The following is a 19587-nucleotide window of genomic DNA, read 5'->3' as shown; positions in this document are numbered from 1 at the left end:
CCGCAGAGGATCTTGCGCGGCACCGCAGCTCGACACGCGACGCCGTGTTGCGATATCCAATGCGCATCGTCGGACGGATTCGTACCCTCCTTCCCGCCGCCGCCCTGGCCGCCTGTGCGGGCGCTCTCGCCCCCTCAGCGGCCGTCGCCGCCGACCTCGGCGAGCGCCCGCTCGCCCCCGGCGCGCAGGGCCGCGACGTCGAGCAGCTGCAGGCCTGGCTCGAGCGGCTGGGTCTCCCCGTCGGCCGTGACGGCCGCTACGGCCGCGAGACCGAGCTCGCCGTCCGTCGCTACGAGCGCGAGGAGGGCCTGCCCGAGGACGCGGTCGTCGACCGCGAGCAGGCCCGGCAGATGCGGCGCCGCGCCCGCCCGCGGGTGCGGACCGTCGCCTACGCGTCGCGGACGCTGCGCAGCGGCCTGACCGGCACCGACGTCCGCGGGCTGCAGCGGTTCCTCATCGACCACGGCGTGAAGGTGACGCCCGACGGCGACTTCGGGCCGGCGACCGTGAAGGCCGTGCGGACGCTGGAGCGCCGCGCGAAGCTCCGGGCCGACGGCAGGGTGACGCGCTCGGAGGCCCGGCGGATCCGCACGCTCGCGCCCGCCCCGACCCCCACGGGGGCCGCGACCCCGACGATCGACCCGCAGCCGGTCGCCGCGACCGTCGCCCCCGGCAGCCGCGTGTTCCCGATCCGGGGCAGTTGGAAGTTCGGGGACGAGGGCACCTTCTACGGCGACCGCGGCGGCGCGCACAAGGGCGTCGACGTGTTCGCGAGCTGCGGCGTGCCGATGGCTGCCGCCGAGGGCGGCAAGGTCGTCTTCAAGGCGACCGACGGCCGCGCCGGCAACTACGTCGTGATCCGTGGGGCCGAGAGCGGCGAGGACCACGCGTACATGCACCTGCAGCGCGCGGTCACCCAGGACAAGGGCGACACCATCGCCACCGGCGAGGTGTTCGGGGCGGTCGGCCGCACCGGCAACGCGACCGCCTGCCACCTGCACTTCGAGATCTGGACCGCGCCGGGCTGGTACACCGGCGGGGCCTCCCGCGACCCGCTCCCGGACCTCAAGGCCTGGGCGCGGGCCGACCGCTGACGGCGGCCCGGGCGGGCCGGGCCGCGCGCCGGCGGGTGACGACGCCCGCCTAGCGGCCGCGGCGCCCACCCGGGGCGGCGCCGAACGTGCCGCCCGAGAAGGTCGTCTTGCGCCCCGAGCCGCCACCGGACCCCGAGCCCGAGCCGCCGCCGGAGCCGCCGCGACCGGAGCGCTTCTTCGCCCCGCCGCCGCCGTTGCCGCCCGACGCGGAGCCCGCGCCGTGGCCTCCGCGCGCGCCGCCGCCCTGGCCGCCGCGCCGCTGGCCACCGCCGGCCCCCGCCGGGCGCTGGCCGCGCTGGGGCTTCGGGCGCGGCGGGCCGCCGTTGGCGGCCGTGATGCCGGCGTCGCGCAGCTGGTCCTCGAGCTGCAGCTCGCGGGCGATCGCGACGATGTCCTTGTGCTGGTCGGGCGACACGAGCGTGATCGCCGTACCCTCACGGCCGGCGCGACCGGTGCGACCGGAGCGGTGGACGTAGGTCTCGCGGTCCTCGGGGATGTCGAAGTTCAGGACGTGCGTGACGTCGCGGACGTCGAGGCCGCGCGCGGCGACGTCGGTCGCGACGAGCGTGTCGACCGTCCCCTCCTCGAACCGGGCGAGCGCCTTCTCGCGCTGGCCCTGGCTCTTGTCGCCGTGCATCGCGACCGCGTTGACGCCGCTGCGGGAGAGCCGCTTGACGAGCCGGTCGGCGCCGCGCTTGGTGCGCACGAAGACGACGGCCAGCCCGCGCTCCTCCCGATGCAGGAGGGTCGCGAGGAGGTCGAGCTTGTCCTCGTGCGGCACCGCCACGAAGCGGTGCACGATCTCGCTGCTGCGCTGCGAGACGGGAGCCGCGAGCTTGTGCTCGCGGGCGTCGCGGGTGAACGCGTCGGCGAACGCCCGCGGCGCGCCGTCGAGCGTCGCGCTGAAGAACAGCATCTGGCGGTCGGACGGGACCTCGCGCAGGATCCGGTCGACCGCGGGCTTGAAGCCCATGTCGAGCATCCGGTCGGCCTCGTCGAGCACCGCGATGCGGACGTGGCGCAGGTCGACGTCGCCGCGGTCGAGCAGGTCGATCAGGCGCCCCGGCGTCGCGACGATGATGTGCGCCTTCGCGGCGCGCTTGGCCTGCGCGACGATGCCGACGCCGCCGTACACGGCCGCGACGGAGAGCGCGCGGGCGTGCGCGAGCGGCAGCAGGTCGTCCACGATCTGGGTGGCGAGCTCGCGCGTCGGGGCGAGCACGAGCGCGGCGGCACGGCGGTCGGTCGCCTCGATCCGCTCGACGAGCGGCAGGCCGAAGGCGATCGTCTTGCCCGAGCCGGTGGGCGACTGGACGAGGACGTCCGCGCCGGCGAGGGCGTCGGGGATGACCGCGGCCTGGACGGGGAACGGGCTGGTGATGCCCGCGCCGTCGAGCGCGCGGGCGACGGTCTCGGAGATGCCGAGATCGGCGAAGCTGGTCATGTCGTACTGCTCCTTCTGCGCGCGGCGTCGGTGCCGCGGCGTCTTCGGGGAGGCTGCCTCAGAACCCGAAAACGCTCCTCGTGGAGCACCCGCAGAACGGAGAACCTCGCGGAGGACGGCGCCCTCCGTGCCGATCACGGTAGCAGCGCGCCGCCGCGGCGACCATCAGCGGCGCTGATGGCCGTCCCCAGCGATGCTCGTTGCGCGCCCCCCGTCGCGGTGGAACGCTGGCGTGCGTGGCCCACCCGGCGGACCAGGATCCTCCCCGCGACGACGCGTTCGCGGCGGGCGTCCGTGCCGGTGTGCCGTTCGCCCTCGCGGGCTTCCTGCTGTCGCTGTCCTTCGGGGTCCTCGCCCGCGACGCCGGCTTCCCGGCGGTCGCCGCCGTCGTGATGTCGCTCGTGGTCTTCGCCGGCTCCGCGCAGTTCGCCGCGGTATCGATCGTCGCCGCGGGCGGCGGGGTCGGCGCCGCGGTCGGGGCGGCGGCGCTGATGAACGCCCGCTTCCTCCCGATGGGCGTCGCGCTCGCCCCGTCGCTCCCCGGCCGCGCCTGGTGGCGGGCGGCGCAGGGCCAGACCGTCGTCGACTCCTCGTGGGCCCTGGCCAACCGCGGCGACGGGACGTTCGACCGGGCGTTCCTGTTCGGCTGCTCGGGCGTCCAGTACGTGACCTGGGCGCTGGGCACGGTCGCGGGCGTCGCCGGCGGCGACCTCGTGGGCGACCCGTCCGCGCTCGGGCTCGACGCGATCTACCCGGCGTTCTTCCTCGCGATCCTCATCGCGGAGCTGCGCGCGGAGCGCGACGGCGGCGGGCGCGCCCCGCGCGTCGCGGCCGCCGGGGCGCTCGTCGCGCTCGTGCTCGTGCCGCTGACACCCCCGGGCGTGCCGGTGCTCGCCGCGAGCGTCGTCGCGCTCGTCGGCCTGCGCGGGGTGCGCGGCGCGGCGCCGGTCCCGACCGCCGCGGAGGCCGGGCCGTGACCGGCACCGCCTGGGCGACGATCGCCGGCTGCACCGTCGTCACCGCGCTGATCAAGGGCGTCGGGCCGGTCGCGTTCGGCGGGCGGGACCTGCCGCCGCGCTTCCGCGGCGTCGTCGTCCTGCTCGCCCCCGCCCTGCTCGCGGCGCTGATCGTGGCGAGCGCGCTTGCCGACGGACGGGACCTGCACGTCGGGGCGGACACGGCCGGCGTGGCGGTGGCCGGCGTCGCGCTGTGGCGTGGCGCCTCGGTGCTCGTCGGCGTCGGTCTCGCGGCCGGGATCACCGCGGGCCTGCGGCTGCTCGGCTGAGCCCGGCGCCGCCGGTCAGCCGCGCCGGCCGAACAGGCGCCGCAGGCGGTCGAGCAGCGCGCCGAGCACGAGCGAGAACCCCGAGACCGGCTTCGCGGGCGGCCGCGTCGCGCGCGGCGCGGCCGCGACGGGCGGCGCCTGCGGGGCGGGCGGCGGCGGCGCGTCCGCCCCGACCGGGACGGCGGCCCCGGCCGCCCCCGGATCGGTCGCGACCGCCAGCGGGTCGACCGAGGTCGCCGGGTGCTCGGCGCCTCCGGGGTCGGGGACCGCGGCGGGCGCGGGTGCCGGGATCCCCGCCTGCACCTCCTCCTCGAGGTTCGCGGCGAACTCCTTGAGCATCCGGTTCGCGACGTCCTGGATCATCCCGCCGCGCCCGAACCGCGCGAGCTTCCCGGTGATCGTGAAGTCGGTGTCCACGTCGACGCGGGTGCCGCCGCCGTCCGGGTCCTCCGCGACGCGCGACACGATCGTGGCGCTCGCCCCGCCCTGCCCGCGCCGGTCGGTGCCGCGCGCGCTCATCGTCGCGACGTGCGCGTCGGCGTCGACGTCGTCCATCTTCAGCGTGCCGGCGTAGGACGCGGTCGTCGGGCCGAGCTTCACGACGAACGCGCCCTTGAACGACCCGTCGCCGACGACCTCGGTCACCTCCGCGCCGGGCAGGCAGGGGGCGACCCGCTCCACGTCGATGAGCGCCTCCCAGACCGTCTCGACGGGCGCGGACACGGTGAACGACTGCTCGAGCTTCATCGCAGGGCCTCCAGGCTCTCGGGGGTGTCGACGTCCAGGCCGCCGGGACCTCCGGCGGCCACCAGCACGACGGGCGCGCCGTCCAGCAGCTCACGGGCACCCTCGTCCCCGGTGAGCTCGCCGACCGCGGCGAACAGCTGCCGGGGCAGGATCACCGGATGCCCGGGGCGCCCGTCGTAGAGCGCCCGGACCGGGACGGCGGGCGGCGCGGCGTGCGCGGCGGCGAGGACCTCCCGGACGACGTCGGTCTCCAGGCGGGGCGTGTCGCCGAGCACCACGAGCACGGCGTCGAGGTCGTGCTCCGCGGTCGCCGCGGCGAGCCCCGCGCGCAGCGAGGCGGCCATGCCCTCCTCCCAGCCCAGGCACAGCGCCACCTGCGCGCGACCGGGATCCACGCGCTCGCGGATCGGCTCGTGATGGGCGCCGAGGACGAGGATCACGGGATCCAGCGCGGGGACCGCGGTGACCGCGTCGAGGACGTGGGCGAGCAGCGGCCGGCCGTCGAGCTCGGCCAGCTGCTTCGGGGAGCCGAAGCGCCGTGAGGCGCCCGCCGCCAGGACGATCGCGCCGGTCCTCATGCGCCGACCTCGTGGATGCGACCGGACGCGTCGCGCAGCCGACCGCCCGGGTGGCCGCGGCGGACCGCGACGAGCTCGGCCATGATCGAGAGCGCCGTCTCCTCCGCGGTCACGCCCCCGAGGTCGAGGCCGATCGGGGCGCTGATGCGCTCGAGGTCCTCGTCGGTCAGGCCACGCTCCAGCAGCCGCTCGCGCCGGGCCTCCTGCGCGCGACGCGAGCCCATCGCCCCGATGTAGCCCGCGTCGGAGGCGAGCGCGATCTCCAGCGCCGCGTCGTCGAGCTTCGGGTCGTGCGTGAGGACCGCGATCGACGTCGCCCGGTCGATCCCGCCGAGCTCCGCGAACGCCTCGGCCGGCCACTTGACGACGATCGCCTCCGCGTCCGGGAACCGCTCACGGGTCGCGAAGCGCCCGCGCGGGTCGACGACGAACGGGCGCCAGCGCGCCGCCCGGGCGAGCGTGCACAGCGCCGCGGAGTGGTCGACCGCCCCGAAGATGATCAGGCGCGGCGCGGGCGCGGTGACGTCGACGAGGACCTCGACGTCACCCGTGAGCGTGCGGCGCTCGCTGCGCTCCGCCCACGCCAGCTCCTCGGCGACGAGCGCCGCCTCGTCGTCGAGCGCGGCGTCGCCGAGCCCGCCGAGGCGCTGCGCCCCGGGGCGCACGAGCAGGTGGGCGCCGTCGTCCAGGCGGGTGACGAGCGCGCCACGGCCGTCCTCGCGGGCGAGCTGGGCGAACGCGCGCCCGGGCGCGTCGTCCAGCGTGCCGACCCAGACGTCGATCTCGCCGCCGCACGGCAGCCCGACGTCCCACGCCTCCTCGTCGGCGATCCCGAAGTGCAGCAGCCGCGGCGGCCCGCCCGCCAGGACCTCCTCGGCGACGGCGACGACCGCGCCCTCGACGCAGCCACCGCTGACCGCCCCGGCGACCGCGCCGTCGTCGGCGACCGCCATCTTCGCGCCGGGCGGGCGTGGCGCCGAGCGCTTCACGCTGACCACGGTCGCGACCGCGCTGCGGCGGCCGTCCGCCGTCCAGGCGTCGAGCTGGTCGATGACGTCCCTCATGCTCCTCCGGGGGTCGTGTGCAGGCCGCCGGACAGCAGCGCCGCGAGCTCCGCGACGGAGCCGAGCGAGTGCCCGGGGATGAAGTGGTCGGCGTGCGGGAGCGCGGCCGCCATCCCCGCGGCGAGCGGCGCGTAGCCGGGCGTCGCCTTCAGCGGGTTGAGCCACACGACCCGATGGGCGCTGCGGCGCAGCCGGGCCATCTCGGCGGCCAGCAGCTCGGGCTCCCCGCGGTCCCAGCCGTCGGACAGCAGCACGACGACCGCGCCCCGCCCGAGCCGCCGGCCGTGCTCGCGGTTGAGCGTGCCCAGGGACGCGCCGATGCGGGTGCCGCCCGCCCAGTCGTCGACCGCCTCCGCGGCCCGCTCCAGCGCCCGGTCGGGATCCCGGCTGCTGCGCAGCTCGAGCGTCAGGCGCGTCAGGCGCGTGCCGAACGCGAACACCTCCACGCGCGAGCGGGCCGCCGCCGCGGCCTGCGCGTACTGGAGCAGCATCCGCGCGTACGGGGCCATCGAGCCCGACACGTCGAGGACGAGGACGAGCGCCCGCGGAGCCGGGGTGCGCCGGCGGCGCGGCAGCCGCAGCGGCTCCCCGCCGGTGCGCAGCGCCGCCCGCAGCGTCGCCGCCGGATCGGGACGCCCGCGCCCGTGGGACGGGCGGGTGCGGCGTCCGAGACGGGTCGGACCGCGCCGGGCGAGCTCGCGCAGGACGGTGCGCGCGGCGGCGCGCTCGGCGTCGGTGTAGTCGGCGAAGTCCTTGTCGTGCAGCAGCTCGACGTCGCTGAACGCCGCGGGCACGACGACCGGCTCGAGCCCCGCGGTCCGGGGCGCGGGCGGCGCGTCCGGGACCGCGACGCGCGGCAGCGCGAGCGTCGAGCCGCCGCCGAGGTCGACGGGGGCGATCCGCGCGTCGGGCACCGCGGCGCCGAAGACCTCGGCGAACGCGGCGTCGAAGGCCGGCAGGTCGCCGGGCCGGCCGCAGAGCACGGCGCGCAGGGCCAGGCGCACGTCGTCCCGGGAGCCGGCGTCGACCACGCCGAGCGCGCGCACCGCGGTCACGACCTCGCCGCTGCCGACGCGCACGCCGCGGGCGCGCAGCGCGCCGGCGAGCGCGACGACGCGCCCGTCAGGCCCCATCGAGCACCCCCAGGGCGCGGACGCGATCGAGATCCTCGCGGACCTTCAGCACGGCACCCAGGGCGTCGTCGGGCGTCGCGTCCGGCCCGAGGGCGCCGAGCGCCCGGGCCCAGGCGATCGTCTCCCCCACGCCGGGCAGCTTGTAGAGCTCCTCGCCGCGCAGCCGCGCGACCGCGGCGCACACCCGCTGCGCGACCTCGTCGGCGACCTCGGGTGCCCGGACGCGCACGACCTCGAGCTCCCGCTCGGGCGTCGGGTAGTCGATCCAGTGGTAGAGGCAGCGGCGCTTCAGCGCGTCGTGCAGCTCGCGCGTGCGGTTGGAGGTCAGGATCACCGTCGGCGGCTGCGCCGCGCGGACGGTGCCGAGCTCCGGGATCGAGACCGCGTGGTCGGAGAGCAGCTCCAGCAGGAACGCCTCGAAGGCGTCGTCGGCCCGGTCGACCTCGTCGACCAGCAGCACCACCGGCCCGTCGTCGCTCGCCCGCAGCGCCCGCAGCAGCGGCCGCTCCAGCAGGAACCGCTCGGACCACAGGTCGACGTCCTGCTCGGCGCGCACGGCGAGCAGCTGCCGCGCGTGGTCCCAGTCGTAGAGCGCGTGGTGGACGTCGATGCCCTCGTGGCACTGCAGCCGCACGAGCTCGGCGCCGGTGGCGGCGGCGAGCGCCCGCGCCACCTCGGTCTTGCCGACGCCCGCCTCGCCCTCCAGCAGCAGCGGCAGCCGCAGCGTGCGGGCGAGGTGGACGGCGGTCGCGAGCGCCCGGTCGGCCAGGTACCCCTGGCCGGCGAGCGCGCCCGCGACCCCGTCGGCGCCGTCCATGTCCGGGGCCCTCAGCGCCCCGCGGCCTCGGTGAGCGCCTGCCGGGTCAGCACGCGCGCGAGGTGGCGCTTGTAGTCGGCCGACGCGTTGCGGTCGGCGGGCGGGTCGGTGCCCTCCGCGGCCTGCTCGGCGGCCGCGGCGATCGACGCCTCGTCGAGCGGGCCACCGCGCAGCGCCGCCTCCGTGGCGGTGGCGCGCAGCGGTGTCGAGCCCATGTTCGTGAACGCGACGCGGACGTCCTCGCAGCTGCCGTCGGCACCGCGCTTGACCAGGGCGACGACGCCGACCATCGCCCAGTCCTCGGCGCGGCGGGTGAACTTGCGGTACCCCCAGCCATAGCCGTCCAGCGCGGGCACGCGCACCTCGGTGAGCACCTCCACCGGGTCCAGCGCGGTCGTGAGGTAGTCCTGGAACAGGTCGGCCGCGGCGATCTCCCGCGGGCCGTCCGCGCCGGTGGCGGTGACCGTCCCCTCCGCCGCGACGAGCGCGGTCGGCAGGTCCGAGGCCGAGTCGCCGTGGGCGAGCGAGCCGCCGATCGTGCCGCGGTTGCGGACCTGCTGGTCGGCGATCAGCGACGCGACCCGCTGCAGCAGGCCGAGCTCGTCGGCGTTCTGGAGCTCGACGTGCCGGGTCATCGCCCCGATCCGCCAGTGGCCGTTCTCGCGCTGGATGCCGCCGAGCCCGGGCACGTCGCGCAGGTCGACGAGCAGCGACGGGGCGGCGAGCCGCAGCTTCATCAGCGGCACGAGCGAGTGCCCGCCCGCGAGGAGCTTCGCGTCCTCGCCGCCGTCGCGCAGCGCGCCGAGCGCCTCGTCGAGCGTGCTCGGCCGGGTGTAGTCGAACGCCGCGGGGATCATGCGGCACCGCCCTTCGCGTCGGTCATGGCTCGCCAGATCCGCTCGGGGAACAGCGGCATCTGCAGGTACGTGACGCCGGTCGGCCGCAGGGCGTCCACGACGGCGTTGAGGATCGCCGGGGTCGCAGCGATCGTGCCCGCCTCCCCGATGCCCTTCACGCCGAGCGTGTTGACCGGGGACGGCGTCTCGGTGCGGTCGGTCTCGAACGACGGGAGCTCCGCCGCGGTCGGGAGCGCGTAGTCGACGAACGTGCCCGTCACGAGCTGGCCGTCCTCGTCGTAGGCGACGTGCTCGTAGAGCGCCTGGCCGATCGCCTGCGCGATCCCGCCGTGCACCTGGCCGTCGATGAGCAGCGGGTTGATCGCCGGGCCGCAGTCGTCGACCGCGACGTGGCGGACGACCTTCACCTTCCCGGTGTCGGCCTCCACGTCGACGATGCACGCGTGCGCGCCGAACGGGAAGACGAAGTTCTCCGGGTCGTAGAAGGAGGACTCCTCCAGCGCGGGCTCCATGCCCTCGGGCAGCAGCTCGGGCCGGACGTGCGCCATGCCGGCCACGTCGGCGAGGGCCATGCCCTTGTCGGGCGAGCCCTGCACGACGAACCTGCCGTCCTGGACGACGATGTCGTCGGGGCTGGCCTCGAGCGTGTGCGCGACGATCTCGCGGACCTTCTTGGCGACCTTCGCCGCCGCCCGGGAGATCGACTCGGTGCCGACCGCGGTCGACCGCGAGCCGTAGGTCCCGAGGCCCATCGCGCCGGTGCCCGTGTCGCCGTGGAGGATCTCGACGTTCTCGGGGTCGACGCCGAGCTGGTCGGCGACGACCTGCGCCATCGTCGTCTCGTGGCCCTGTCCGTGCGGGGAGGTGCCGGTGTAGACGGTCACGGCGCCGGTGACGGTGACGCGGACGATCGCCGACTCCCACAGGCCGGTCTGCAGGCCGAAGCCCGCGGGCCCGGTGATGCGGGACGGCGCGAGGCCGCAGATCTCCGTGTAGGTGGAGAACCCGATGCCGCGCAGGATGCCCTTGGCGCGCAGCTCCTCCTTCTCCGCCTCGATCGCGGCGACGTCGACGTGCTCGAGCAGCTTGTCGAGCGACGCGTGGTAGTCGCCGGAGTCGTAGACGATGCCGATCGCGGTCTCCGCCGGGAACCGCTCCTTGGGGATGAAGTTCCGGCGGCGCAGCTCGAGCCGGTCGATGCCGAGCTCGGCGGCGGCCTGGTCCATCATGACCTCGATCATGTGGGTGGCCTCGGGGCGCCCGGCGCCGCGGATCGCGTCCGTCGGGCAGGTGTTGGTGTAGGCGCCGACGATGTCCGTGTGGACGGCCGGCATGTCGTACACGCCGTTCATGACGAACGCGCCGAGCGACGGGATCGTCGGCGTCAGGAGCATGAGGTACGCGCCGAGGTCCTGCGTGATCTTCACGTGGAAGGCGGTGATCTTCCCGTCCTTCGTCAGGCCCATCCGGCAGTCCGCGGTCTGGGCGCGGCCGTGGTGGCAGGTCGCCATGTGCTCCGAGCGGGTCTCGATCCACTTGACCGGCCGCTGCAGCCGGCGGGAGACCCAGGAGCAGAGCGCCTCCTCCCCGGTCATCTGCAGCTTCGCGCCGAAGCCGCCGCCGACCTCGGGGGCGACGACCCGGATGCGCTCCTCGCTCATCCCGAGCATCAGGCCGAGGAACAGGCGCACGAAGTGCGGCACCTGGGTGGAGCTGTGGATCGTCAGGTGCCCGGCGCGGTAGTCGGCGAGCAGGCCGCGCGGCTCGATCGGCGCGCCCGAGACGCGGTGGTTCTCGACCGTCCGCTCGACGATGACGTCGGCGGCCGCGAAGCCGCCCTCGAGGTCGCCGCCGCCGAGCGACCACTGGTGGCTCTCGTTCGTGCCGAGGGTCGGGTGGACGAGCGGGCTGCCGTCGCGCAGGGCGGCGCGGGCGTCGCTGACCGCGGGCAGCGGCTCGTACTCGACGAAGACGTCCTCGGCGGCGTCGAACGCGGCGCCGCGGTCCTCGCAGAGGACGACCGCGACCGGGTCGCCGACGTGCTTGACCTCGCCGCGGGCGAGCGGCCAGTGCTCGACCTGGCGCAGCTCGACGCCCTCCGGTGCCCAGGCACAGGGCAGCGCGGAGGCGAGGTCGGCGAGGTCCTCGCCGGTGAACACGGCGACGACGTCGTCACGGGCCTCGGCGGCGCTGGTGTCGATCGAGACGATCTTGGCGTGCGCCTCGGGCGAGCGCACCAGCACGGCGTGCAGCATGCCGGGGAGCACCATGTCGTCGACGTAGGTGGCGCGACCGGTGATGAGCCGCGGGTCCTCCTTGCGGCGCAGCGGCCTGCCGACGTGCCCGCCGGCGGCGTGGGACTGCTCGACGAGGCTCATGCCGTGGCCCCGTTCCTCGTCGCGGCGGCCTCCTGCACCGCGGCCACGATGTTGTGGTAGCCGGTGCAGCGACAGAGGTTGCCCTCCAGACCGGTGCGGATCTCGTCCTCGGTCGGGTCGGGATTGCGCTCCAGCAGGTCGGCCGCGGCCATGATCATGCCGGGCGTGCAGTAGCCGCACTGCAGGCCGTGCTTGGCCCAGAACGCCTCCTGCAGCGGGTGGAGGTCCCCCTCGCGACCGAGGCCCTCGATCGTGGTGACCTGTGCCCCGTCGGCCTGGACGGCGAGCACCGTGCAGCTCTTCACCGACTCCCCGTCGAGGTGCAGCGTGCAGGCCCCGCAGTTGCCGGTGTCGCACCCCACGTGGGTGCCGGTGAGGCCGAGGTCCTCGCGGACGACGTGGACGAGCAGCGCTCTCGGCTCCACCTCCAGGGACCGGCGCTGTCCGTTGACCGTGACCTCGACTGCGACCTTCGTGGTGGTGCCCACGCGCGACTCCTTGGTTCGAGACTCTCCAGACCCTGCGCCGACACTACGCCCGTCCGGAACGCCTATGCAACCTTGAGCGCCAAAGCGCCAGCTGCGTGCAACGTCGCCGCAACGTCGCGCCGTGAGAGGACTGTGAGAAGGGGCACGAGGCGCTACTTCTGGCGCACTTCGGGGATACAACGGTGATGCCACGATTCTCCCGAACCCTCATCCTCACCCTGCTCGCGACGCTCGCGGGCGGCACGGCCCTCGCGGGCCCGGCGTCCGCCAGCAGCAGCACGGTGCGCGTCGGGATCGCCAACCAGAACACCGACATGTTCGGTGCCCCGGCCTGGCAGGCGCTCAAGATGAAGCGCACCCGCCACGTCGTGAAGTGGGACGCGATCGACCACCCCGACCAGATCCGCGCGATCGACCAGTTCGTCGACACGGCGCGCGCCAACCGCGTCGAGGTGCTGCTGCACATCTCGACCGACAACTTCACCATCGGCAAGGGGAAGCTGCCCTCCACCGCGACCTACCGCAAGAAGGTCGGTGCCCTCGTCTCGCGCTACTACCCCAAGGGCGTGCGCGACTGGGGCGTCTGGAACGAGGCCAACGACCGCACCCAGCCGACCTACAAGAACCCGGCCCGGACCGCCGACTTCTTCAAGGAGATGTGGCGGCTGCTGGACAACAGCAACCGCTGCGGCTCGAAGGTCACGAGCCGCTGCCGGATCGTCGCGCTCGACGTCCTCGACGGCTCGACCTCCTCGCAGCTGGGCAACACGCGCAGCTTCATCAAGCGGTTCTACTCGCGCCTGAGCCCGACCTGGGACAAGCGCGCGCGGATCGTCGGCGTGCACAACTACTCCGACACGAACCGCAAGAAGCGCGGCGGCACGAAGAACGCGATCTCGACCGTCAAGAAGTACGTCAAGAGCCCGCGGATCTGGCTGACCGAGACCGGCGGCGTGCTGAAGATCGGGAACACCGGCTCGTTCACGTGCAACCCCGCGAGCGCCTCGAGCGTGCGGCGCGCCGAGTCGCGCGCCAGCAGCGCGATCAGCTGGATGTTCCGCCTGGCGACCGACTACAAGAAGGACGTCGACCGGCTCTACATCTACAAGTGGACCGGCACCAGCTGCGTCGACGAGGTCCGCTTCGACAGCGGTCTCACCCGCCTCGACGGCTCCCTGCGCCCGGGCTACGCCCGCGTGAAGAGCACCGTCGAGAAGTCGAAGCTGTTCAAGCCGTGAGCCCCGGCCGCGTTGCTCAGCCCCTGGAGGGCTGCGCCACGCCGGCCTCCCGCGCCGCCTTGGGGCCCAGCGTCGAGCTGGGGTCCAGGCGGCGCTGCTCGTCGATCCAGTCGTCGAGTTCCTGCCAGCGCGCGTAGAGCCAGCGGACCTGGTCGTCGCGGTCGGTCGGCACCGTCGCGCCGTCGTGACGCCAGATCTTGATCCGCACGGTGCGCCCGACGAGGCGCCCGGACCAGATGTCGCCGACCGTCTCGAAGCCGTCGAAGCCGACGTGGCCGACGACGAGCACGTCGGCCGGGCGCCCCTCGTCGAGCAGCGCGATCGGCCCGCCCAGGCGCGGCGGCAGCACCCACCGCAGCGAGGCGGCGAGCGCTCCGACCTCCGGGTCGGAGGCCAGCAGCTTCTCCTGCACGGCGGCGAGCTTGCGCGCCGTCCAGCGCGTGCCCTCCGGGAAGATCAGCGCGCCCTCGAGCTCGCCGTCGAGCCCCTCGGCCAGCGAGCGGACGTTGGCGATCTCCTGCGTCGCGTCGTCGGTCGCCCGGCGCACGAAGCACGTCGGCACCCAGTGGCCGCCCCAGTCGAGCGTCGGGAGCGCCTGCAGCTCGTGCTTGAGCACGTAGCGCAGCTGCAGGCCGCGACCGCGCGACACGAACGCGGCGGGCAGCGCGTTGTCGATGATCGACGCGTGCCGCACGAGCGCGACGAACGGGCCGGGCTCGATGAGCTCGGCGCCGTCGATCTCGACGCGCAGCCCGAAGATCCGGCGCACCCCGTCCATGTGGCCGCCGGCCCACTGCGACTGCAGGAACCAGGTGCGCTCGCGGCGGCGCTGCGAGTCGCGGCTGAACGGGCCGCCGGTGAGCAGCCAGGTCAGGGCGAGCCCGGAGAGGCCCCGCATCTCCCCGAACAGGAACCACCAGCCCATCAGCACGAGGCGGCTCCCGGTCCACGGCGTGCCGCGGACGAGGCCACGCACGAGGTCGACGAGCAACGCCAGCGGCAGCGTCAGCGGCAGCAGCACCGTCCAGACGACGAACAGCAGCGCCTCGATCGTGATCGTGCGGACGTTGCGCAGCAGGCGCTTGGGCAGGGGCGTGTCCGACGGGTGCAGGCGCATGGGGCCGTGACCCTATCCGCGGGACCGCCCCGCCGCCGGGCGCCGTCAGGCGGTGGCGGCCAGGACGACCTCCACGGTCTCCCGCGGCTGGTCCCAGTGCGGGAAGTGCCCGCAGCGCTCGAACCAGTGGACCGTGGCGTCCGGGAAGAGCTCCTGGGCGCGCGCGGCCTGGCTGGGCAGTGTGACGAGGTCGTTGCGGCCCCAGCCGATCGTCATCCGCCCGGGCAGGCTGCCGGCCGGCGCCCCCTCCTGCGCGGGACCGTGGAGGAGCTGGTCGAGGACCGCGTCGAACGCGGGGCCGTCGGCGAGGCTGCGCAGCTCCTGGAGCACGAGCTCGCGCGGGAGCGCCCACGGACGGCGGGACAGCTGGGCCAGCAGCGCGGCGCGGGTGACCGGGGTCGCGCTGAGCGCCGGGGCGACGGGCTGCAGCAGCCGCACGAGCCGGATCGACGCCTTGAGCGTGCCGCCGAAGACGCGCTTCTGCCCGGGCGTCCAGAACCCGCCGGGGTCGAGCGCGACGACGTCGCCGCCCACGCCGCGGCGCGCGAGCTCCATGACGAGCCGGGCGCCCATCGAGCTGCCGACGAGCGCGGCGTCGCGCAGGCCCTGCGCCTCGAGGAAGCCGGTGAGGGCGTCGGCCAGTGACGCGATGCTGCCGCCGTCGTGGGCCGCGGGGGTCTCGCCGAAGCCGGGCAGGTCGACGGCGACGACCTCGCGCTCGGCGGCGAGGGCGTCGAGGACCGGGGACCACGACCGCCAGGTCCCGCCGATCCCATGGACGAGGACGAGCGGCGCGCCGGCGCCGCGACGGACGTGGTGAAGCTCCATGCCTGGCACGGTACCGCTCGCGCCGCCCCGGCTTGACACCCTGTCGAACAGTTGGCGCGTCGGGTCGCCCTCGAGCGGCCGGGCACCGTCGGTAGCCTCGGGGCATGTCCGACCTCGCCGCCGTCGTCGCCGAGCTGATGCCGATCGTGCGGGCCGATCTCGAGCGGCTCGTCCGGATCCCGTCCGTCGCCTTCCCCGGCTTTCCCGCTGCGCCCGTGCACGAGGCCGCGCAGGCCACGCTGGAGATCCTCCGCGACGCGGGCGCACCGGCCGAGCTCCTGGAGATCCCGGGTGCACCGCCGGCGGTCTGGGCCCAGGTCGACGGTCCTCCGGGCGCCCCGACCGTGCTGCTCTACGCCCACTACGACATCCAGCCCGCGGGGGACGAGGCCGCCTGGGACTCGCCGCCGTTCGAGCCGACCGAGCGTGACGGCCGCCTCTACGGTCGCGGCACCGCCGACGACAAGTGCGGGGTCGCGCTGCACGCCGGGACGCTGCGCGCGTTCGGCGGCACGCCCCCGGTGACCGTGAAGGTCGTGATCGAGGGCGAGGAGGAGACCGGCGGCGGCTCGTTCATGGACTACGTCGCCGCCCACCCCGAGCGGTTCGCGGCCGACGTCGTCGTGGTCGCCGACGGCGGCAACTGGAAGGTCGGCGAGCCGACGCTGACGACGACCCTGCGCGGCATCTGCCAGATCGACGTCGAGGTGCGCACGCTCGAGGGCCCGGTCCACTCCGGCCTCTACGGCGGGGCGGTCCCCGACGCGCTGATCGCGCTCTCGCGCGTGCTCGCCTCGCTGCACGACGAGCACGGCGATGTCGCGGTCGTCGGGCTCGCCGGCGGCCCGTGGGACGGCCGGCCCGTGGAGGAGGAGGTCCTGCGCGAGGGCGCGCGGGTGCTCGAGGGCGTCGACCTCGTCGGGACCGACTCGATCGCCGCGCGGCTGTACACGCGCCCGTCGATCACCGCGATCGGGATCGACGCTCCCGCGATGGAGGGCGCGACCAACGCGATCGTCCCCGTGGCCCGCGCGCGCGTGAGCGTGCGGCTCGCCCCGACCGAGACGGACCCGGCCGCCGCCCAGCGGACGGTGATGGCGCACCTGATGGAGCACGCCCCGTGGGGCGTGCAGGTCTCCTGCGTCCCCGGGGAGATCGCCCGCGGCGCGGTCCTCGCCGCGGACGGCTCGGGAGCCCAGGCCGCCCGCCGCGCGCTGCACGGCGCCTACGGCAAGGAGGCGGTGGCGGTCGGCAGCGGCGGCGCGATCCCGCTGTGCGTGACGCTCGCCCAGACGCTGCCGGACGCCGACATCGTCCTCTGGGGCGCCTGTGACGACGGCGCCCGGATCCACGCGGCCAACGAGTCCGTCGACCTCGGGGACCTGGAGCGCGCGACGCTCGCGCAGGCGCTGCTGCTGCAGGAGCTCGCTAGCGCAGCCCCGCCTGCCTGAGGGCGCGCGCCGCCTGCGCCGGGGTGCGGGCGACCGACGCGGCCGCCACCGCGGTGAAGCGGACGCGCCCGTCGCGGATCCCGTAGAGGATCCGACCGCCGCCGGGCAGGCGCCGGGCGCGGACGTTCGCGCCGAACGCCTCGGTGCGTCCCTGCAGGCGCGTCGCCCGGTCCCCGACCCCGAGGCCGCCGGCGGTGTGGCCGGCCGCGGTCGACGCGACCAGGCCGACGCGGCCGCGGGAGGTGAACAGCGCGCGGACGCGGGCCCGGCGGTTCTTCGCCCCCGCGACGCGGTAGCTGAAGACGCGGCCGGTACGCGCGTCCGGCTGGCCGCCGCGGCGCAGCAGGTCGGTCCAGCGGTCGTGCAGGCGCACCGCGCCGAGGCCGCGGCGCGAGAACGTCGCGCCCTTGGGCCGCGTGCCGTCGGCGGGGACGCCGACCGCCCGCTCCCACGTGAGCAGCAGCGTCTCGGTGCCGCGGGCCATGTCGTCGATGATCTCCTGGCCGGCGAGCTGGCGCAGGTCCTCGAGCCAGTCGGGGTAGAGGCCGTAGTGGGCGAGGCCGTCGCGGTTGATGTCGTAGACGCGCTCGCCGCTGACCTGCCGCTCGATGCGCTGCTTGCCGTCGAAGCTCGTGAACGGGTACGTCACCGGACTGTCGGTCGCCGCGCCCTCGCGAGGTCCGCCCTGCGCGCCGAACCCGTTGATGTCCGAGCCGAAGCCGAATCCGAAGCGGTAGCGGTCGCTGCGGACCCGCTTGGTCTCGCGCCACTGGCGCACGAACGAGGTGGTGTTCCCCGCGTAGGGCGTGACGTAGCCGCCGAGCTTCAGGATCCGCGGCAGCGCCGACGGGTCGCTCCAGCTGTGGCTCGACATGACGCCCGGGTAGTCGAGCGCCTCCATGATCGTCAGGGCCTGGTCGCGGGCCACGACGCTCATGTGGTCGGGGTCGAAGATCATGCCCTTCTCCGCCATGCGGCGCACGAGGTACGCGCCGACCGGGCTGAGGCCGGCCTGGTTGCACATCGGGCCCGGGTCGTAGATCGGCACCTGGCCGGGCGGCACGATCGCCCCGAGGAGGCTGCCGAGCAGCTCGCCGCGGCCGGTGCCGGGGACGCCGATCTGCTCGCGGTCGTGGTTGTGCCCGTCGGCGCAGGGCTTCATGTCCCAGAACGAGCCGGTCTCGACCCGGTTGGCGGCGTTGATCGCGAGCCCGACCTCGCCGGAGTCCCCGGCGACGCCGGTGAAGCCGTTGTCGAACTTGTTGACGATCTCCATCTGGCGGATGCCGCGGTCCCACCAGTAGTCGAGCTGCTTGTCGACCCAGCCGTTGTCGCAGGAGGGCTGGCCGTTGTAGACGCCGCAGTCGAAGAGCTTGGAGACCTCGATGCCGAGCGTCACGGCGAGCTTGCCGTCGTTGATCGCCTCGCGGGCCTCGAACGGGTCGGTGACGATCCGCATGAAGCCCTTGCCGGGGCCGCCGAACTGCGCGTCGATGTAGTCGACGTAGTCGTGGAAGGTGTCGTACTGGCGCTTGACGGTGTCCATCTCGTTGCAGCCGTACTTCTTCACCGGCAGCACGTTGCAGAGGAAGGCGTTCTCGACGAGCAGCACGGTGGTGTGGCGCAGGCCCGCCCGCCAGGCGCGCTCCATCCACTTCCAGTAGGTGCCCTCGTGGGCGAGCATGTCGTGGGCGGGCCAGCTCTTGAAGGTCGGCCAGCCGACGGGGTCGGCGAGCGGGTCGCCGCCGAGCACGGTGCCGGCGAGCCCGGTCTCGGCGTTGGCGAGCGGCTCCTTGCTGCAGTCCGGCAGCGCGACGGTGACGCCGTACGGGCTCCAGGGCGCGCCGCAGTGGACCGAGCCGCCGAGGAACTGGAAGGCCATGTGGTGCAGGTGCTCGTCGATCAGCCCGCGGGTCTCGGCCTGTGGGGCGCTGCCGCGGGACGGCTCGCCGGTGACACCGGTCTCGATCTCGGGGAAGACCGCGCAGCCGTCGCGGCGCACGGCGAGGAACGTCGTGCCCGAGTCCGCGCCGTCGGCGAGGGCGAGCGCGCCGTCGCCGGGGGCGACGAGGCCCTTCGTGCCGTCGAGCGTGGCGAGCCGGAAGCCGCCGCCCTCCTGCGCCACGACCCGCCAGTCGGCGGCCGGCCCGGGGGTCGTCGTCGTGGTCGTCCCGCGGCCCGCGACGGCGAGGAAGTCCCGGTCCTTCCCGTAGAGGAGGTAGCGCCCGAGCGCGGTCGCCTGCAGGCGCAGCGGCTCGGCGGACGCCGCGTCCTTCGCGGAGGCGCGCCAGGTCGAGCCGTTCTGGGCGAGGAAGCCGCCCCCCTTGGCCTGCAGGGCGTAGCAGCCGTGGACGAGCTCGTAGGCCGGCGTCTGGTCGACGGCGGCACCGGCGGAGCCGGCCGCCGGACCGGCGGCGGCGAGCGCGACGAGCGCGAGCAGCGGTGCGCGCAGCCCTGCGCGGCCTCTCCCGGGGAATCCCATGGGCGGCATCAAACCACGATTCGCGATCTCGTGCGAACGCGACCGTTCAGTCGGGATCGCAGGCGGGTGTGGGAACCGTCCACCCAGGTGTGCCCACGTGCGACACGTGGTGCGCGAAGGTCCGCCCATGCCCCGCACCCGCACCCTCCTCACCACCGCCGCCGCCACCGTCCTCGTCGCCTCCGGCGCCGGGGCGATCGCCGCCGGCACGACCACCACCGTCGCCGTCAACGGCGTGCAGACCCTCACCGCAGGAGACACCTCCCCTGCCGACGTCCCCGGCGTCAAGGCCCTGCGCCGCGGCAAGCCGATCCCCGCCGGCTACGAGCTGGTCGGCCGCCGCGTCGTCATCACGAAGGGCACCACCACCGCCGGCGCCGCGCTGCGCTTCACCTGCGTCGGCTCCAAGCGCCTGCGCTCCTTCGTCACCACCGGCCAGGCCGGGTTCCAGGCGACCGGCACGTCCTCCTACGTCGGCAAGCAGGCCGTGTGGGTCCTCAGCACGCCCGCGCGGGGCGCGACCTCCGAGGGCGTCGTCTACGCGGTCTGCCGCTGAGCGCCCGGTCTCCCGACGGCCCGTCGGCGC

General features: G+C 75.0%; 18 protein-coding genes. 6 read left to right on the top strand and 12 right to left on the bottom strand.

Going from position 1 to position 19587, the window contains the following annotated elements:
- Nucleotides 1–59: 59 nt before the first annotated feature.
- Entirely contained in the window at nucleotides 60–1094 is a 1035-nt protein-coding gene (locus C7Y72_RS12390) for a peptidoglycan-binding protein (protein WP_107569025.1), read from the top strand.
- A gap of 49 nt (nucleotides 1095–1143) precedes the next feature.
- On the opposite strand, the gene C7Y72_RS12385 is transcribed toward C7Y72_RS12390, so the two are convergent.
- Complete coding sequence (locus C7Y72_RS12385) at nucleotides 1144–2538, bottom strand: DEAD/DEAH box helicase (protein ID WP_107569024.1); 1395 nt, start codon at nucleotides 2536–2538, stop codon at nucleotides 1144–1146.
- Between the two features lie 236 nt (nucleotides 2539–2774).
- Here C7Y72_RS12385 and C7Y72_RS12380 point away from each other — a divergent pair, with 236 nt between their 5' ends.
- Nucleotides 2775–3515: an AzlC family ABC transporter permease gene (locus tag C7Y72_RS12380; RefSeq protein WP_107569023.1), complete on the top strand. Its 741-nt coding sequence runs from the start codon at nucleotides 2775–2777 to the stop codon at nucleotides 3513–3515.
- Nucleotides 3512–3823, top strand: a complete 312-nt coding sequence (locus C7Y72_RS12375) for an AzlD domain-containing protein (RefSeq protein WP_107569022.1) — start codon at nucleotides 3512–3514, stop codon at nucleotides 3821–3823. The genes C7Y72_RS12380 and C7Y72_RS12375 overlap by 4 nt, the downstream gene beginning before the upstream one ends.
- A 15-nt stretch (nucleotides 3824–3838) precedes the next feature.
- Here C7Y72_RS12375 and C7Y72_RS12370 read toward each other — a convergent pair whose 3' ends face one another.
- The 8 genes from C7Y72_RS12370 to C7Y72_RS12335 are packed head-to-tail and all read right to left on the bottom strand — an operon-like array spanning nucleotide 3839 to nucleotide 11885.
- Nucleotides 3839–4570: an SRPBCC family protein gene (locus C7Y72_RS12370; protein WP_107569021.1), complete on the bottom strand. Its 732-nt coding sequence runs from the start codon at nucleotides 4568–4570 to the stop codon at nucleotides 3839–3841.
- Nucleotides 4567–5148, bottom strand: coding sequence for a nucleotidyltransferase family protein (locus tag C7Y72_RS12365; RefSeq protein ID WP_107569020.1), 582 nt, complete (start codon nucleotides 5146–5148; stop codon nucleotides 4567–4569). Before C7Y72_RS12365 ends, C7Y72_RS12370 begins: the two co-directional genes overlap by 4 nt.
- The gene (locus C7Y72_RS12360) at nucleotides 5145–6212 is read right to left on the bottom strand and encodes an XdhC family protein (protein WP_107569019.1); all 1068 of its coding nucleotides are present in this window, start codon (nucleotides 6210–6212) and stop codon (nucleotides 5145–5147) included. Before C7Y72_RS12360 ends, C7Y72_RS12365 begins: the two co-directional genes overlap by 4 nt.
- On the bottom strand, nucleotides 6209–7345 hold the full coding sequence (locus C7Y72_RS12355; RefSeq protein WP_107569018.1) for a vWA domain-containing protein: 1137 nt from the start codon (nucleotides 7343–7345) through the stop codon (nucleotides 6209–6211). The genes C7Y72_RS12360 and C7Y72_RS12355 overlap by 4 nt, the downstream gene beginning before the upstream one ends.
- Nucleotides 7335–8162, bottom strand: a complete 828-nt coding sequence (locus C7Y72_RS12350; protein ID WP_107569017.1) for an AAA family ATPase — start codon at nucleotides 8160–8162, stop codon at nucleotides 7335–7337. The genes C7Y72_RS12355 and C7Y72_RS12350 overlap by 11 nt, the downstream gene beginning before the upstream one ends.
- An 11-nt stretch (nucleotides 8163–8173) precedes the next feature.
- Complete coding sequence (locus C7Y72_RS12345; protein ID WP_107569016.1) at nucleotides 8174–9019, bottom strand: FAD binding domain-containing protein; 846 nt, start codon at nucleotides 9017–9019, stop codon at nucleotides 8174–8176.
- Nucleotides 9016–11397, bottom strand: coding sequence for a xanthine dehydrogenase family protein molybdopterin-binding subunit (locus C7Y72_RS12340; protein WP_107569015.1), 2382 nt, complete (start codon nucleotides 11395–11397; stop codon nucleotides 9016–9018). Before C7Y72_RS12340 ends, C7Y72_RS12345 begins: the two co-directional genes overlap by 4 nt.
- Nucleotides 11394–11885 (bottom strand): (2Fe-2S)-binding protein, encoded by a 492-nt coding sequence (locus tag C7Y72_RS12335; RefSeq protein ID WP_107569014.1) that lies wholly within the window; start codon nucleotides 11883–11885, stop codon nucleotides 11394–11396. Before C7Y72_RS12335 ends, C7Y72_RS12340 begins: the two co-directional genes overlap by 4 nt.
- Before the next feature lie 185 nt (nucleotides 11886–12070).
- Here C7Y72_RS12335 and C7Y72_RS12330 point away from each other — a divergent pair, with 185 nt between their 5' ends.
- On the top strand, nucleotides 12071–13123 hold the full coding sequence (locus C7Y72_RS12330; RefSeq protein WP_107569013.1) for a hypothetical protein: 1053 nt from the start codon (nucleotides 12071–12073) through the stop codon (nucleotides 13121–13123).
- A gap of 16 nt (nucleotides 13124–13139) precedes the next feature.
- Here the strand turns inward: C7Y72_RS12330 and C7Y72_RS12325 are convergent, their stop codons facing one another.
- On the bottom strand, nucleotides 13140–14240 hold the full coding sequence (locus C7Y72_RS12325) for a 1-acyl-sn-glycerol-3-phosphate acyltransferase (protein WP_107569012.1): 1101 nt from the start codon (nucleotides 14238–14240) through the stop codon (nucleotides 13140–13142).
- A gap of 45 nt (nucleotides 14241–14285) precedes the next feature.
- Complete coding sequence (locus C7Y72_RS12320; protein WP_107569011.1) at nucleotides 14286–15068, bottom strand: alpha/beta fold hydrolase; 783 nt, start codon at nucleotides 15066–15068, stop codon at nucleotides 14286–14288.
- 104 nt (nucleotides 15069–15172) lie between these two features.
- Here C7Y72_RS12320 and C7Y72_RS12315 point away from each other — a divergent pair, with 104 nt between their 5' ends.
- Nucleotides 15173–16519: a M20/M25/M40 family metallo-hydrolase gene (locus C7Y72_RS12315; protein ID WP_107569010.1), complete on the top strand. Its 1347-nt coding sequence runs from the start codon at nucleotides 15173–15175 to the stop codon at nucleotides 16517–16519.
- On the opposite strand, the gene C7Y72_RS12310 is transcribed toward C7Y72_RS12315, so the two are convergent.
- A complete protein-coding gene (locus C7Y72_RS12310; RefSeq protein ID WP_146175360.1) occupies nucleotides 16497–19010 on the bottom strand; it encodes an amidohydrolase family protein in 2514 nt (837 codons plus the stop codon). The two genes, C7Y72_RS12315 and C7Y72_RS12310, sit on opposite strands and share 23 nt — an antisense overlap.
- A gap of 118 nt (nucleotides 19011–19128) precedes the next feature.
- Here C7Y72_RS12310 and C7Y72_RS12305 point away from each other — a divergent pair, with 118 nt between their 5' ends.
- Nucleotides 19129–19557 carry a hypothetical protein gene (locus C7Y72_RS12305; protein WP_107569008.1) on the top strand — a complete coding sequence of 143 codons (429 nt, stop codon included), beginning with the start codon at nucleotides 19129–19131 and terminating at the stop codon, nucleotides 19555–19557.
- Nucleotides 19558–19587 lie beyond the last annotated feature (30 nt).

This window comes from Paraconexibacter algicola, from assembly GCF_003044185.1.
GTDB lineage: Bacteria > Actinomycetota > Thermoleophilia > Solirubrobacterales > Solirubrobacteraceae > Paraconexibacter > Paraconexibacter algicola.
This window is presented reverse-complemented; position numbering and strand designations above follow the sequence as displayed.